A 14794-nucleotide genomic window follows, 5' to 3' on the forward strand; every position below is an offset into this window, starting at 1 on the left:
CGGCTGAACTGGCTCAATTAATATTGAGCGATTATAACGGAGATGAAATATTACAAGACCATATTTGTTCTTTCTTTCTCAAATGCCAAGAAAACAACAGGCCCCTCTTCGTAGTCGAAAAACTGCAAGACAAAGCGGTGATTTATCGCGTAGAATTTATTTCTGTATTCTGCATAAAGCTATAAATAGAAAAAGATATACGCCCCCTTCATCCTGCCGCCCCTCACCGGGCGGCTTTTTTATCAAGATGCCATCAATTGTGAAAAGCAACGAAGCCACGGCACATTTAAACTGCCGTGGCTTATGGCTTATATTGTATATGCCAAACAGACAAGCATTTAACGAGTGCTGTAGTTGGGTGCTTCGCGGGTAATCATGATATCGTGGGGATGACTTTCGCGCACGCCGGCATTGGTAATACGCACGAACTTGGCTTCTTGCAAAGCTGCAATATCCTTGGCACCACAATACCCCATGCCGGCACGCAAACCACCGACAAGCTGATAGATAACCTCTCCCACAGTGCCTTTATAGGGCACGCGTCCTACAATGCCTTCCGGCACCAGCTTTTTGATGTCGTCTTCCACATCTTGGAAATAGCGGTCTTTAGAGCCGGCTTCCATCGCCTCAAGCGAGCCCATGCCACGGTAGGTCTTGAAGCGGCGCCCTTCGAAAATGATGACATCCCCCGGCGACTCTTCGGTACCTGCCAGCAGCGAGCCAATCATAACGGTATGGGCACCGCCTGCCAAGGCCTTCACCACATCGCCCGAGTAACGAATGCCACCATCGGCAATCACAGGTATGTCTGTACCTTTTAAAGCCGCGGCAGCTTCCATGACAGCGCTCAGCTGCGGCACGCCCACACCTGCCACCACACGGGTGGTGCAGATGCTGCCGGGACCTACACCTACTTTCACGGCATCGGCACCGGCTTCTGCGAGTGCTTTGGCGGCCGCCCCCGTAGCTACGTTGCCCGCCACCAGAGGCAGGTCAGGATATGCCTGCTTTACTTTTTTCACGGCATCGAGCACGCCGCGCGAATGCCCATGGGCGGTATCTATGCTAATGACGTCCACCCCTGCTTTTACCAGCAACGCCACACGGTCGAGGATATCGTGGGTAACCCCCACAGCAGCCCCCACACGCAGGCGTCCGAGGTGGTCTTTGCAGGCATTCGGATAGTTGCGGCGGCGCATAATGTCTTTGTAAGTAATCAGCCCTACCAATATGCCCTCCTTGTTGACAATCGGCAGTTTCTCTATTTTATGCTCTTGCAACACTTCTTCGGCCTGCTCAAGCGTGATGCCTTCCGAAGCCGTAATCAGGTTTTCTTTGGTCATTACCTCGCTCACAGGGCGCGAAAGCTTCTTTTGGAAGCGCAAATCCCGGTTGGTGATGATGCCCACCAAGCGTCCCTGCTTGTCCACTACCGGAATGCCGCCTATTTTAAATTCGCTCATGATGCGCTGCGCATCTGCCAAAGTAGCATCGGCAGGCAAGGTCACCGGGTCTATAATCATGCCGCTTTCCGAGCGCTTCACTTTGCGCACCTGCTCGGCTTGGGCTTCTATGGACATATTCTTATGGATAAAACCCAGCCCTCCTTCGCGCGCCATGGCAATGGCCAGCCGGTATTCGGTGACGGTATCCATGGCGGCGGCTACAATCGGTATGTTGAGTTCGATGTCACGGGTGAGACGGGTGCGGGTGCTTACATCGCGCGGAAGCACTTCCGAATAAGCGGGCACCAGAAGCACATCGTCGTAGGTGAGTGCTTCGTAAAGAATTTTGCTGTTTTCAGACATGGCAAATAAAAGTTTAAATCCTTTATTTGCCGGACAAAGATAGATGGCTTTTTTCGATTATTAAAGCGCTTGATTAAAAAGATTTTAACAATTGAAGTAATTGCTTGGCGGCAAAAAAGATATTTTACCAAATCTTGTTTGTCTCAATACCACACGGGCTTTAGTTTTACGCTTATCAATGATGTTTTCCACAAAGAAACCCACAAGTATATGCTTATTCATCTGAGCTGGAGCGGTGGCAAAGATTCTGCTTTGTGCTATGCCCGTCTGCGGCAACTGTACCCACAGGCCTGTATTCAACTGCATTGCGCTGTCAACGAATCACTGGAGCGTGTAAGCATGCACGGCGTACCGTTGTCTTTGATTGAAGCTCAAGCCCAAGCCATGAACACCGCTTTGCGCGTCATTCATGTGCCGGCTGCCTCCGACAACAGTGCCTATGAGCAAGTGATGTTGGATTTCTACCGGCAAATACAAGCAGAAGGATGCACACAAGTGGCTTTTGGTGACTTGCATCTCGAAGACCTGCGGCAATATCGCTTGGCGTTGTGCCGGCGGGCTGGCATTCATGCGCTTTTCCCTCTATGGAAAGAGCCTTACAGTTCTTTGAGTAAGTGCTTCGAAAAGTGGCAAATACGCACCTTGATATGCGCTGCCGACTTGCAAAAGCTGCCCGCGGACATTACCGGCAAAGACTACAATCCCGAAGGCTTTGCCCGTCGCTTTCCGGATGTAGACATGTTTGGTGAAAAAGGCGAATTTCACACTTTTGTATATGATGCTGCCTTTTTCCAAAATCCACTACCCGTAAGCTGCCGTGGCATTCGCCACCAAGCCTACCACTATACGCTTGCCGACGGCAGGCGCCATACCCATACGTATGCTTTTGCCGATTTGGTATTGAGCGAGGCAGATTAAATACACTGCCCAATGAAAGCCACCAGAAACTGCAAGCACTCCTGTGGGCGTTCAAACATTCCCATGTGCCCGGTTTCTCCCAAAAAGTGGGCCGTGCATTGTCGCGGCAACACTATTTGCTCCATGTAGCTCTCAAGCGGCACGGCCGCATCGTTTTTCCCGATGATGAAACACACAGGATAATCTGCTTTTTCCAATACATGCAGTCTTGCCGGACGGTCGCGCATGGCTTCGGTGACTGCCACCACCGATTCCAGCGGTGTCTGGGCTGCTTCTGCCTTCAATACTTCTATGTAGTCGCTCAGTTCTTCGCGCCGTCCTTCATAAAACAGGGGCGGCACGAAAGAATCGATAAACACGGGCACACCCACCTTTTTCACGAACTCAATCACCTTGTTGCGTGTGCGTTTTTTCTCTTCGCTGTCGGCAAGGGCTGTAGAATGAAACAAACACAAGCCTCTAACCCTTGTGGGATAAAGGTCGGCAAATGCCAAGCTCACATAGCCGCCCAGTGAATGCCCGATGAAGACAGCTTTTTCTATTGACAGATGGTCGAGCACGGCAGCCACCTGTTGTGCCATACTGTCCATGGTTACCGGTTGGGGCAGTCGGCCGGCACTTTGCCCAAAGCCTCCCAAGTCAATTGTTATCACCCGCCCATGCGCCGTCAACGAAGGCAAAAAGTGTTTGAAGATAGAAGAGCTTTCGCAGAAGCCGTGCAACAATACAATTGCCGGACCCTCGCCATAGGTTCTATAATGAAGCAGTTCCATACAGTTGAATTTCACTAAATTTGTCGCACCGGCTAATTTAAAAAATCATGCACACAAAAGAAGAAAAACTGCGCGCATTCGGACGTTTATTGGATATCATGGACGAACTGCGCGAAAAATGCCCTTGGGACAAGAAGCAAACCATCGACAGCCTGCGCCACCTGACCATCGAAGAAGTATATGAGCTGTCGGATGCCATCCTTTCGAAAGACATGGAAGAAATCAAAAAGGAATTGGGCGACGTGCTCCTGCATATCGTCTTCTATGCGCGCATAGCCTCCGAAACCCAAACCTTCGATATTGCCGATGTCATCGAGCAACTTTGCGAAAAGCTGATTCGCCGGCATCCGCATATTTACGGCGACGTGCAAGCCGACAACGAAGAACAGGTAAAAAAGAACTGGGAACAGTTAAAGCAAGCCGAAGGGCAAAAGTCTGTGCTTTCCGGCGTACCCCAATCGCTGCCGGCTTTGATTAAAGCCATGCGCATACAAGAGAAAGCCCGTGCCGTAGGCTTCGATTGGGACGAAGCCGTGCAAGTACTCGACAAGGTGGAAGAAGAGTTGCACGAATTCAAAGCCCATCTGCAAGAAGGCAAGCTCAAAGACAAAGAGCAAGCGGAAGCTGAATTTGGTGACCTGCTCTTTGCCCTTATCAACTACGCCCGTTTGGCAGGTCTCAACCCCGAAACCGCTCTCGAACGCACCAACCGCAAGTTTATACAGCGTTTCCAATATCTGGAACAGAAAGCCCGTGAACAAGGGCGCCATTTGCAAGATATGACCTTGGCCGAAATGGATGCCCTATGGAATGAAGCCAAGCAAACAGAGAAGTAGTGCAAGTGAACGGCTATTCAATATGTGTGGCGCGCATAGGTTCTATGTGCGCTTTCTTTTTTCGCCCATAGAACCAGTAATTCAGCACCGGATAGGCAAACACCGCCCCCAAAATGATGGCGCCGCCTACAAAAAAGTCTTCTGACAAATATTTGGCTTCGTCCAACAACCAAAAAGCCAGCAGAATGCCATAAACCGGCTCCAAGTTTACCGTCAAATTCACTGCAAAAGCCGTAAATTTTTTCATCAACTTCACACTTGCCGAAAAAGCATAGACGGTGCAAATACCCGACAAAGCCAGCAAATAGCCCCAGTCGGCAGGCGTAGGCAGCAGCTGCAGTTCTTCCACCCAAAAGAACCTGTACACAGGCAAAAACAACACGCAGGTAACCCAAGCGCCCAACATTTCATACAAGGTGATGGAATAATAGTGGTATTGTTTCACAAGCCGGGCATTCAGAATACCAAAAAGTGCACCCAAAAAAGCCGATGCCACGGCAAATATCAAGCCCAAAGCATAGGAAAACTCTGCGGCAAATACCCGGTAAAGCCCAAAAATCATAATCAACCCCAAGACCACTTCCAACAACTTAATGCGCTGCCGGTTGATGAGCGGCTCCAGAAGGCTTGTCCATAAGGTAACCGATGCCAAACCCACCAGACAAATAGACACATTGGCCACCTTGGTAGCGGCAAAAAACAAAATCCAGTGGGCAGCAATCAAACTGCCGGTTAAGAAAATAGGCAGCAAAGCACGCCGTTCAAGACGCAAAGGCACCTTGCGCCAGCGCATATAAAAAGCCATCCCTGCAAAGGCAAGCAAGGTGCGCCAGAAAACCAGCTCCACCGCCGGAATGCTGATGAGGTCGCCCAGCACTGCCGTAAACCCCCAAATGAAAACAATAAAATGCAAGTGCAAGTAGTCTTTCCAGTCTGCTTTCATAAAAGAAGCGCTTATTTAGGCGTTACACGGTAAATAAAGAAACCAATCACCGCAAAGATGAGATTGGGCAACCACACCGCCAACATAGCCGGCATGTTGCCGGCATTGGCAATCGCCCGGCTCAGGATGAAGAAAAGAATATACACAAAAGCCAGAACGAAACCCAAGGCAATTTGCGCCCCTACGCCCCGCCGGCTTTTGCGCGACGACACCAGCACCCCTATCACCGTCAGAATAATCATGGCAAAGGGATAGGTGAAGCGCAGGTACTTTTCAATCAAATACATTTGCACATTTTCAGAGCCGCGCAACCTCAGCAAAGCGATGTATTCATTCAGTTCGGGCAAAGTCAGCTTTTCATTGAACAGGTGCTTGCTTTGAAAGTCTTCGGGCGAAAGATTCAAAGTAGTGTCCATACCGTCATGAAAGCTAAGCTCTTCTTTCATGCCATCGATTTTGCGCAACGTATAGCGGTCAACGTGCCATTTGTTTTTGGTACTGTCCCAAACGATGCGCGGGGCTTCCAGTTTTTCGAGCAGCTGCCCGTCACGAATACGCTCCAGTGTGAAACGGTAGCCGATGTTGTAAATATTATCGTAACTCTCCATGTAGGCATACACTTCCGGCGCCACTTGTATGTGCACATTGCGCTGATCAAAATAGTAGCGCGACTTGATGTAGGTGTTTTCAAAATCGACGCGTACCTTATTGGCATCCGGAATAACCCAGTTGATAAGATAAAAAGTAATGACCGCCAAAATAGAAGAGCCAATCAAATAAGGGCGCAAAAAGCGCAGGTAACTCACCCCGCTACTCAGAATAGCCACGATTTCGGTGCGGTTGGCCATGCGCGAGGTCACAAACACCGTGGCAATAAACACCATGATGGGACTGATGGTGTTGGCAATGTAGGGAATGAAGTTCAGATAATACTGCGTAATGATCATTTCCACCGTGGCAGGCATGTTGTGGAAGTCTTCCAACTTCTCTATGATGTCAATCACCACGATGATGGAAATGAAAATAAACACCACGTAAACGAAAGTCACCAGAAACTGCCGCAGAATATATTTGTCAAGAAGTTTTAGCATACATCCGGGAAAATATTGAAAATCAAATAAGCCCAACGGCTTGCATATATGCAAAAATAATACAGAAAGCCAAAGTAGCACCCTTTCCACGGGCAAGAGCATAAAAAAAGCCCGGCTGTGCACACCGGGCTTTTGCTTATTGATGCGCTTGCTTAGTCTTCCTGCATAAACGGATAGCGGTAATCTACCGGGGGCACAAAGGTTTCTTTGATGGTGCGTGGCGATACCCAGCGCAGCAGGTTCAAAATAGAACCGGCCTTGTCGTTGGTGCCTGATGCACGCCCGCCACCAAAAGGCTGCTGCCCCACCACAGCGCCCGTGGGCTTGTCGTTGATGTAGAAGTTACCTGCGGCATGGCGCAGTTTCTTGGTGCCCAGCTCTATGGCATAGCGGTCTTGGGCAAACAGCGCTCCGGTCAAACCATAAGGCGATGTTTGGTTCACCAGGCTAAGCGTATCTTCATAGTTTTCGGGCTGATAGACGTACACCGTCAGCACCGGACCAAATATTTCTTCGCACATGGTGGTGTACATCGGATCATCGGTGCGGAAGATGGTGGGCTCTATAAAGTAACCCTCCGATTTATCGTAGTTGCCACCGGCAATCAACTCTACATTGGGCGCCTGCTTGGCTGCGTCTATGTAACCGGTGATTTTGTTGAATGCCTTTTCGTCGATCACCGCATTGATGAAGTTGGTGAAGTCCTCGGGGCTGCCCATCTTCATGCTTGCGAGGTCTTCCAACATATATTGCTTCACTTCCTCCCACAAGTTGGCAGGAATATAGGCGCGCGAAGCAGCCGAGCACTTCTGTCCCTGGTATTCGAAAGCCCCGCGTACCAAGGCTGTAGCCAAGGCTTTGGCATCGGCCGAAGCATGGGCAATCACAAAGTCTTTGCCGCCGGTTTCGCCCACAATACGCGGATAGTACTTGTAGCGGTCGATGTTGTTGCCAATGGTGCGCCACAGGTGTTGGAAAGTGGCCGTGCTGCCGGTAAAGTGCAAGCCGGCAAATTCGGGATGCGAGAAGATAACCTCACCGGCCACGGGTCCATCCACAAAAACAAGGTTAATGACTCCGTCAGGCAAGCCGGCTTCGCGGAAAATTTCCATCAGCACATGTGCCGAATAAATTTGCGTTTCGGCCGGCTTCCATACTACCACATTGCCCATCATGGCGGGGGCGGTGGGCAGGTTGCCGGCAATAGAAGTAAAGTTGAAAGGCGTAAGTGCAAAGATGAAGCCTTCGAGCGGGCGGTGCTCCATACGGTTCCACATGCCGGGCGCCGATTCAGGTTGCTCGCGGTAAATCTGCTCGGCAAACTTGGCGTTGAAGCGCAGGAAATCGACCATTTCGCAAGCAGAATCTATTTCTGCCTGAAACACGTTTTTCGACTGCCCCAACATGGTAGCCGCATTCAACTTGGCACGATAAGGACCGGCAATCAAATCAGCGGCTTTCAGGAAGATGGAAAGGCGCTGCTCCCATGCCATATTTTCCCATGCTTCTTTGGCATTCAGGGCAGCACGAATGGCTTGTTCTACTTCTTCTTTGCCCCCTTTATGAAAATGTCCCAAAGTATGCGACAACTCATGGGGCGGGGCGATGCGTACCACCTGGCCGGTGCGTACTTCTTGCCCGCCAATCACCATGGGGATGTCCAACTCTTGCGATTTGAGAGTGCGTAAAGCTTCTTTTAAGGCTGCACGCTCGGGCGTACCGGGCGCATAGCTCAATACAGGTTCATTTTTGGGGATAGGTAAGGTGAATATTCCGGACATAACGTCTATTGTTTTTGGTGAACGTTCATACAAATCTACACAATGCCATGCAAAGCACTGGCAAAAACAGGCTCGTTTGCGCCGCTTTAATCCCAAGAAACAGGCAACTCGGGATGTGTGCGGTCAAAAAGCAAAGTGGCTTTCCGCCCTTGATAATCTATGTTGAGCAGGTTGTTCTGGTCATCAAACAAATCAAACATCAGGCTGTAGCGCCAACGAAGCTTATCGGGGCGAATGCTACCGGCCGGAATTTCAAAGTAAATCCATGTTACGTCCACGATGTTCTCTTTGCCTAAATAGTGAATATCGTTCAGGGGTTTGCCTTTATACACGGGATAGAAGTGCTGCTTCAAGTAGGCGGTCAAAGCGGCATCGGGGCTGCGGTCCTTTCCTTGTTGCGGATAACGTACTTTCTTACCGGTAAACTTACTCAGGTCTGCCTCCAAATCATCGGTAAAAACACGCAGCGCCACTTCAAAGTGCTTGCTTTTCGTGTTGTAGCGCACGTCGGCAAGGCTGGTATGGAAGTCATGCCGGGTAGAAAGCGAAACAAACGAAAGCCAAAAAGAGCATATAAAAGACACAAGTGCTGTCATAGGATTGATTGTTTGAGTCAAAACAAAGATACAAGCTTTGCGCTTTTCTGTCCGGGCAAAACGAATGTGCCTGATTCGTTTGCACAATGTTGAGAATTGTTTGTTAAATTTCTATTTTTACCACCTCATAAACATTTACTTTCAAAAAAGTATTCAATTAAGCACACACGATATGAGACTAATACAATTCAGAGAAGCCCTGCGCGAAGCCATGTGCGAAGAAATGCGTCGCGACGAGCGCGTGTTTCTCATGGGCGAAGAAGTAGCCGAATACAATGGCGCCTACAAAGTGAGTGAAGGCATGTTGGCAGAGTTTGGACCCAAGCGTGTCATCGATACCCCCATTTCGGAACTGGGCTTTGCAGGCATAGGCGTAGGGGCTGCCATGAACGGCTTGCGTCCTATTATCGAATTCATGACTTTCAACTTCTCATTGGTAGCCATAGACCAGGTCATCAACAGCGCTGCCAAGATGATGCAAATGTCAGGGGGGCAATACCCTGTGCCTATTGTTTTTCGTGGTCCTACCGGCAATGCCGGTCAGCTGGCGGCACAGCACTCGCAAAACTTCGAAAGCTGGTATGCCAACTGCCCGGGCTTAAAGGTGGTGGTTCCTTCCAACCCCTACGATGCCAAAGGGCTTCTCAAGTCAGCCATCCGCGATGACGACCCGGTTATTTTCATGGAATCCGAGCTGATGTACGGCGACAAAGGCGAAGTACCCGAAGAAGAATATTTGATTCCCATAGGCAAAGCCAAAGTAGTGCGCGAAGGCAATGCTGCCACCCTCATTTCTTTCGGTAAAATGATGAAAGTAGCCCTGGCAGCCGCCGACGAAATGGCAAAAGAAGGCATTGAAGTGGAAGTGATTGACCTGCGTACCGTACGCCCCATTGATTATGACACCGTCATTCAGTCCGTAAAGAAAACCAACCGTGCCGTGGTTGTGGAAGAAGCTTGGCCCCTGGGCGCCATCTCTTCTGAACTGACTTATCATATCCAACGCTTTGCCTTCGACTATCTGGATGCGCCGGTGCGCCGTGTCAACAGCATGGATGTGCCCTTAGGCTATGCCCCCACTTTGGTAGAAGCCACCCTGCCCAATGTGAAGCGCACCATAGAAGCACTGAATGCGGTGATGTACAGATAATTTGTATATAGAACCCCTAACCAAACAGAAACAACTATGCCGGACTTTAAGAATATTTTGTTTGAAGTCAACGAAGGGATTGCCCTCATCACCATCAACCGGGAAAGCAAGCTCAATGCCCTGAACGCAGCCACCCTCGAAGAGCTGCACGAAGCCATGCAAATTGTCTATGACGACGACAGCATCCGTGGTGTGATCATCACCGGTGCAGGACAAAAAGCCTTCGTGGCGGGGGCAGATATAGCCGAAATCGCTCAACTGACAGAACTCGACAGCCGCAAGTTCTCCGAAGTAGGGCAAGAAATATTTGCCATGATAGAGCAAGCCTACAAGCCGGTGATTGCTGCGGTCAATGGCTTTGCCCTGGGAGGCGGTTGCGAGCTGGCAATGGCTTGCCATCTGCGCATTGCCGTGAAAACAGCCAAGTTCGGCTTACCGGAAGTAAAACTGGGCGTCATTCCCGGTTATGGCGGCACTCAGCGCCTGCCGCAGCTCGTAGGCAAAGGGCGTGCCCTCGAAATGATTCTTACCGCCGAAATGATTGACGCCACCAAAGCGCTGGATTGGGGCTTGGTGAACCGCGTGGTGGACACCTACGAAGAGTTGATGCCCGCCGCTCAAGAATTGATGGCTAAAATACTGAAAAACAGCCCAAAAGCCATAGGACTGGCTATTCAGTGCGTGAATGCTTCTTACAACGAACAAGAAAACGGCTACCAAACCGAAGCCAATTCGTTCCGTTTGGCTGCTAAGTCGGAAGACTTCAAAGAAGGAACTTCTGCTTTCTTGGAAAAACGAACCCCACACTTCACCGGTAAGTAAAACAGACTTTTATCGATTGACACACACACTCCATGAGTAGCATTCGCAAGCTGGCAGGTGAGACGCTCTGGTATGGACTAAGCAGCATACTGGGGCGTCTTATCAATTACTTGTTGGTGCCCTTCTATACAAGCAAGGGCATCCTGCAGCCCGAAGAATACGGCGCCGTAGGCGAGCTGTTGAGTTATGTGGCCTTTCTGAATATCATCTACACTTTTGGACTGGAAACCACCTACTTCCGCTATGCCAATAAACTGGACGAGTCAAAGGTGTATTCGCAAGCCCTTTCTTTTATCATTGTGTTGGGCGGCTTGCTCTCTGCCCTGCTTGCCTTGAATGCCACTCAGCTGGTCAATTATATGGGCTATACGGGAAAGGAAGAGTACATTTACCTGCTGGCAGCTCTGATGTTTATCGATGCCCTCTGGGCTATTCCGTTTGCCCGCCTGCGCTTTTTGCACAAAGCCCGTTATTTTGCCCTCACCAAAGTAGGCAGCATCTTACTCAACGTAGGTTTCAACATACTCTTTTTATGGATACTGCCACAAGGCGGCACTTTGCCTTCCTTGTTGGGCGCTCACGACAAAGTGGGCTACGTCTTCTTGGCCAACCTGTTGGCCAACGCTTTGTTGTTTTTCCCTTTGCTGCCCTATCTCAAAGACTTCCGTTTTCGCATTGAACGCCCACTCATGCGTCAGCTCATAGCTTATGCAGCCCCTCTGGTGGCTACCGGTTTGGCAGGACAGGTCAATGGCCTGGCTGACCGGTGGTTTATCAAATATTACATGCCCGAAGGCCTGTACCCGCAATCCAACCAATATATTTTGGGCGTTTATAATGCCTGCGTCAAGTTTTCTGTGTTTCTGTTGCTTTACATTCAGGCGTTTCGCTATGCTTCCGAGCCTTTTTATTTTTCAAAAGTCAAAGACCGGAATGCCCCTGAAGTATTTGCCCGCGTACTTGACTGGTTCACAGCCATAGGCTGCCTGGCCGTACTGGCGGTTTCTTTCAACATCGACTGGCTCAAGTGGTTGCTCATACGCAATGAGGCTTACCATCAAGCGCTTGGCATTGTGCCCGTGCTGCTGATGGCCAATCTGCTTTTAGGCATTTATTTCAACTTGGGCGTTTGGTATAAGCTTACCGACCGCACCATATACGGTACTTATTTCACCCTTCTGGGGGCGGTAGTTACGGTACTTGCCAACCTATGGTTGGTACCGCGTATAGGATATATGGGCAGTGCTTATGCAACGCTCGCGGCTTACGGCATCATGCTGTTGGCTTGCTATTGGCTTGGGCAGCGCCACTACCCCATTCCTTATCGTGTGGGCTACCTTGTAAGCTGTCTGCTTGGAACAGCTTTGGCTCTGTGGGCTGCCGACACTTTCTTTTACCTCGAGGGATGGCAAAGTATTGTATGGAAAAACCTGCTGCTCATACCCTTGGGGCTGGGCTTTTATTGGGGCTTGCAAAGCGGGGCATCTCGTGATTTGCCGTCCTCATAAAGTCCATCATGCCTTTGATTAGCCTATAAAATTCTATAAATTTTAGCATCTTACAGAAACCTTTCTCTTAGCTATGGGCAGCCCAACCAAGACCAATTCGCCATTGTTGCATCGTTATTTTTTATGGAGTTACATCATCGGCTTAAGCTTGGTCGCAGGCATCATTTTGCTCAATTATGGCATCATCAGCCGTTATTTGACACCGGACCCAAACAACCCGCTGAATGCCCGGTCCTATGTAAGCCGCATGGTCAACATAGCCGGACGTTGCGCCACCGACGCACAAGCCATTGAAATAGCCGTATGGAAGCTGAGTGCAGCAAGCACAGCCGAAGAGCAACAGCAACATATTCAGAACATTCAATACAGCTTGGCAACCCTCGAAAAGGGCTATGTCGGCTTGCAGAAAGGAGACCCTGACTTCAACTTAGATGTACAATACAACACCGAAGAAATACAAGCGATCTTTAGAGTAGCCAACCAACACTTCTCACGACTGACAAACCTCGCCCACGAGCTTATCGAGGCACCTCAACTCGATTCCTCGCTGCTTGCACAAGCCCGGCAAACCATCAGCAAAGAAGTGCCTCTTTTTGTTTCCTACATGCAGGATATTGCCTTTAAATATGACGAGCAGGCGGCTCAGGTAGTAGCCTATTGGGGGCGCGTGGCTTTAGGGCTCACGATTGTGTCCATTGTGTTACTGCTGCTTATAGGCTTGCTTGTTTTTCGCCCTGTTACCCGTACTATTCAACAGTACTTCGAAAAGCTGCAGATACAAAAACAAGCACTGGAGTCTGCCAACCGGGAACTGCAGCTCAACGAGGACCGGATGCGCCGCCAAGCACACCGCTTGCACGAGCTGAATCAGGAACTATTGAAAGCCCAAGAAGAGCTGCTCCATGCCAATCAAGAGAAGGAGATGCTCCTTGCTTTATTGACTAAGAACCTGCGCGTTCCCTTGCGCACCATGCGAAACATTACCCACCTGCTCACCCACTTTGTTGATAAGCTCTCAAAAGAAGAAATCCGTCAGTCGGCTCAAGACCTGGAGTATGCCATCAATCAAATCGACGTGATTGCAGAGAACATATTCGTTTGGCTGGCCATTCAAAAAGATGAACTGCCCCTGCATTTATCAAGCATTACGCTCAATTATGACAAAGTACAACAGCTTATCGAAGAAATTCAAAGCAGCTTGGATACCAATAAAGTAAGCCTGCAAACCTCCATAACGGATGTAATACAGATTTACGCTGATGCACAGCTTTTGCGCCTGCTACTTCTCAATATCATTTACTTTCACATCAGTGAAAGCAAACAAGGCAACGGCATCACACTTGCCATTGCAGCTGTCAACGAAAGCAAATGCGTGTTGCGAATCGAGGTGCCGGCCTCTGTGGCTGCCATCAAACTGCCCGGTTATGAAGGGCCGGTGCGAAGCTACCTGGCTTTCTCGCTACGCGAAACCTTCAGCCTGATTTACAAAGACATACTAAAAAAACAGGCGGGCACCCTGAAAGTAGAGAAATCAGAGCACCCGCAAAGTATTATTTATGAAATACAGCTGCCTACTCAAAAAAGTGCTTATTCAGCCAAATAAAAATCCAAGATAAACATCAGCTCTTCGTCGCTCTCTACCAAGGCTTGCAGGTAATCAAACACCGATTCTTCGCCTTTGATAATGCGCACTTTAGGATTGCGCCACAGCTTCTCGGTGAAAATTTGCCATAAGGCAGGGGCTTTTTCAGGTATGGCCTGCAGTGCTTTCAACATGGCATCCTTTTGTGTGGCATCCAAGCTGCTTTGGCACACGATGGGCCCATGTGGAATAGCCTCCGACTTCCACAGTATCTTGTAAGAGGCCGGGTCTATGCTTCCTTCCTGTGTCTTCAGCTGCAATAAATCGTAAGAGCAAGCCAATACGGCAGGCTCACCGCCATGCAATCGTTCAATCACCGCCTGGTGGGTACCTGCAAAAACAATATCGCTAAAATATACCTCCGCCTGAATACCTGCCTTGTTCAATACCAGGCGGGGCAACAGATGCCCGGAAGTGGAAGTAACGTTGGTAAAAATAATGGGGTATTCGCCCATATGGTCTTGCAAGTCTTCAATACTATTGAGCGGTACTGCTTGCGGCACTACCAGGCAGCTGCGGTAAACTTCCGGTTGTCCATCCAGATTGCCACGCATAGCCAACACTTCCAAGGCGGCTTCACTCTTTGCCAAAAGGTAGCCAAAGGGGTTAATGTATGCATACTGTGCTTCCCCACCTTGCAATGCTTTCACCAAATCATAAACCGAATCATACATGCGCACCTCGACCGGAAAAGGCATCTCTTTGTTTAAGTACTCCTGGAGCAGGGGAGCAATGTCTGTGGTTTGTTTACTCAGGCCCATCGGGCTGATGCCAAACACTGCTTTTTGTGCCTGTGTCATGTACATATTGCCCAACAGACAAATAAGAGAAAGAGCGAAGTATTGTGCAATTTTCCTCATTTTTTTTAAAGGTTATTTTCAGTGCAATATAATGATTCCCAAAGCCATAAGAAAATCATGACTTTG

Annotated in this window: 14 protein-coding genes; 7 read left to right on the plus strand and 7 right to left on the minus strand. The window is 49.4% G+C overall.

Going from position 1 to position 14794, the window contains the following annotated elements; genetic code table 11:
- Positions 1 to 185, plus strand: a 185-nt coding sequence (locus K384_RS13900; protein WP_038031623.1) for a hypothetical protein, incomplete at its 5' end; no start/stop codon positions are given.
- A 153-nt stretch (positions 186 to 338) separates the two neighbouring features.
- On the opposite strand, the gene guaB is transcribed toward K384_RS13900, so the two are convergent.
- The gene (guaB, locus tag K384_RS09095; RefSeq protein ID WP_038031624.1) at positions 339 to 1808 is read right to left on the minus strand and encodes an IMP dehydrogenase; all 1470 of its coding nucleotides are present in this window, start codon (positions 1806 to 1808) and stop codon (positions 339 to 341) included.
- A gap of 210 nt (positions 1809 to 2018) precedes the next feature.
- Here guaB and K384_RS09100 point away from each other — a divergent pair, with 210 nt between their 5' ends.
- The gene (locus tag K384_RS09100; RefSeq protein WP_157630114.1) at positions 2019 to 2726 is read left to right on the plus strand and encodes a Dph6-related ATP pyrophosphatase; all 708 of its coding nucleotides are present in this window, start codon (positions 2019 to 2021) and stop codon (positions 2724 to 2726) included.
- Here the strand turns inward: K384_RS09100 and K384_RS09105 are convergent.
- Complete coding sequence (locus K384_RS09105; protein WP_038031625.1) at positions 2723 to 3499, minus strand: alpha/beta fold hydrolase; 777 nt, start codon at positions 3497 to 3499, stop codon at positions 2723 to 2725. The two genes, K384_RS09100 and K384_RS09105, sit on opposite strands and share 4 nt — an antisense overlap.
- Positions 3500 to 3546: 47 nt before the next feature.
- On the opposite strand from K384_RS09105, the gene mazG reads away from it, so the two are divergent.
- Positions 3547 to 4335: a nucleoside triphosphate pyrophosphohydrolase gene (gene mazG, locus K384_RS09110; RefSeq protein WP_038031626.1), complete on the plus strand. Its 789-nt coding sequence runs from the start codon at positions 3547 to 3549 to the stop codon at positions 4333 to 4335.
- A gap of 13 nt (positions 4336 to 4348) precedes the next feature.
- Here the strand turns inward: mazG and K384_RS09115 are convergent, their stop codons facing one another.
- The 4 genes from K384_RS09115 to K384_RS09130 form a co-directional block, all read right to left on the minus strand.
- Positions 4349 to 5278, minus strand: a complete 930-nt coding sequence (locus tag K384_RS09115; protein WP_038031628.1) for a DMT family transporter — start codon at positions 5276 to 5278, stop codon at positions 4349 to 4351.
- A gap of 11 nt (positions 5279 to 5289) precedes the next feature.
- The gene (locus tag K384_RS09120; protein WP_038031760.1) at positions 5290 to 6369 is read right to left on the minus strand and encodes an LptF/LptG family permease; all 1080 of its coding nucleotides are present in this window, start codon (positions 6367 to 6369) and stop codon (positions 5290 to 5292) included.
- Positions 6370 to 6521: 152 nt separating this feature from the next.
- Entirely contained in the window at positions 6522 to 8150 is a 1629-nt protein-coding gene (pruA, locus tag K384_RS09125) for an L-glutamate gamma-semialdehyde dehydrogenase (RefSeq protein WP_038031630.1), read from the minus strand.
- Between the two features lie 86 nt (positions 8151 to 8236).
- Positions 8237 to 8746 (minus strand): DUF6702 family protein, encoded by a 510-nt coding sequence (locus K384_RS09130; RefSeq protein ID WP_051633282.1) that lies wholly within the window; start codon positions 8744 to 8746, stop codon positions 8237 to 8239.
- Between the two features lie 172 nt (positions 8747 to 8918).
- Here K384_RS09130 and K384_RS09135 point away from each other — a divergent pair, with 172 nt between their 5' ends.
- The 4 genes from K384_RS09135 to K384_RS09150 all read left to right on the plus strand — a co-directional run bounded on the left by K384_RS09135 (position 8919) and on the right by K384_RS09150 (position 13829).
- On the plus strand, positions 8919 to 9896 hold the full coding sequence (locus K384_RS09135) for a pyruvate dehydrogenase complex E1 component subunit beta (protein WP_038031763.1): 978 nt from the start codon (positions 8919 to 8921) through the stop codon (positions 9894 to 9896).
- Between the two features lie 36 nt (positions 9897 to 9932).
- Entirely contained in the window at positions 9933 to 10718 is a 786-nt protein-coding gene (locus K384_RS09140) for an enoyl-CoA hydratase/isomerase family protein (RefSeq protein ID WP_038031632.1), read from the plus strand.
- A gap of 32 nt (positions 10719 to 10750) precedes the next feature.
- Positions 10751 to 12226, plus strand: a complete 1476-nt coding sequence (locus K384_RS09145) for an oligosaccharide flippase family protein (protein WP_051633283.1) — start codon at positions 10751 to 10753, stop codon at positions 12224 to 12226.
- A gap of 73 nt (positions 12227 to 12299) precedes the next feature.
- Positions 12300 to 13829: a histidine kinase gene (locus K384_RS09150; RefSeq protein WP_038031634.1), complete on the plus strand. Its 1530-nt coding sequence runs from the start codon at positions 12300 to 12302 to the stop codon at positions 13827 to 13829.
- Here K384_RS09150 and K384_RS09155 read toward each other — a convergent pair.
- Complete coding sequence (locus K384_RS09155) at positions 13814 to 14728, minus strand: phosphate/phosphite/phosphonate ABC transporter substrate-binding protein (RefSeq protein ID WP_038031636.1); 915 nt, start codon at positions 14726 to 14728, stop codon at positions 13814 to 13816. The genes K384_RS09150 and K384_RS09155 overlap by 16 nt on opposite strands.
- Positions 14729 to 14794 lie beyond the last annotated feature (66 nt).

The organism is Thermonema rossianum DSM 10300 (assembly GCF_000426825.1).
Lineage (GTDB): Bacteria > Bacteroidota > Bacteroidia > Cytophagales > Thermonemataceae > Thermonema > Thermonema rossianum.

Bases quoted from the DNA above. Each gene is read 5' to 3' on its own strand.
- guaB (WP_038031624.1), bottom strand. From the start codon at position 1,808: ATGTCTGAAAACAGCAAAATTCTTTACGAAGCACTCACCTACGACGAT.
- K384_RS09100 (WP_157630114.1), top strand. From the start codon at position 2,019: ATGCTTATTCATCTGAGCTGGAGCGGTGGCAAAGATTCTGCTTTGTGC.
- K384_RS09105 (WP_038031625.1), bottom strand. From the start codon at position 3,499: ATGGAACTGCTTCATTATAGAACCTATGGCGAGGGTCCGGCAATTGTA.
- mazG (WP_038031626.1), top strand. From the start codon at position 3,547: ATGCACACAAAAGAAGAAAAACTGCGCGCATTCGGACGTTTATTGGAT.
- K384_RS09115 (WP_038031628.1), bottom strand. From the start codon at position 5,278: ATGAAAGCAGACTGGAAAGACTACTTGCACTTGCATTTTATTGTTTTC.
- K384_RS09120 (WP_038031760.1), bottom strand. From the start codon at position 6,369: ATGCTAAAACTTCTTGACAAATATATTCTGCGGCAGTTTCTGGTGACT.
- pruA (WP_038031630.1), bottom strand. From the start codon at position 8,150: ATGTCCGGAATATTCACCTTACCTATCCCCAAAAATGAACCTGTATTG.
- K384_RS09130 (WP_051633282.1), bottom strand. From the start codon at position 8,746: ATGACAGCACTTGTGTCTTTTATATGCTCTTTTTGGCTTTCGTTTGTT.
- K384_RS09135 (WP_038031763.1), top strand. From the start codon at position 8,919: ATGAGACTAATACAATTCAGAGAAGCCCTGCGCGAAGCCATGTGCGAA.
- K384_RS09140 (WP_038031632.1), top strand. From the start codon at position 9,933: ATGCCGGACTTTAAGAATATTTTGTTTGAAGTCAACGAAGGGATTGCC.
- K384_RS09145 (WP_051633283.1), top strand. From the start codon at position 10,751: ATGAGTAGCATTCGCAAGCTGGCAGGTGAGACGCTCTGGTATGGACTA.
- K384_RS09150 (WP_038031634.1), top strand. From the start codon at position 12,300: ATGGGCAGCCCAACCAAGACCAATTCGCCATTGTTGCATCGTTATTTT.
- K384_RS09155 (WP_038031636.1), bottom strand. From the start codon at position 14,728: ATGAGGAAAATTGCACAATACTTCGCTCTTTCTCTTATTTGTCTGTTG.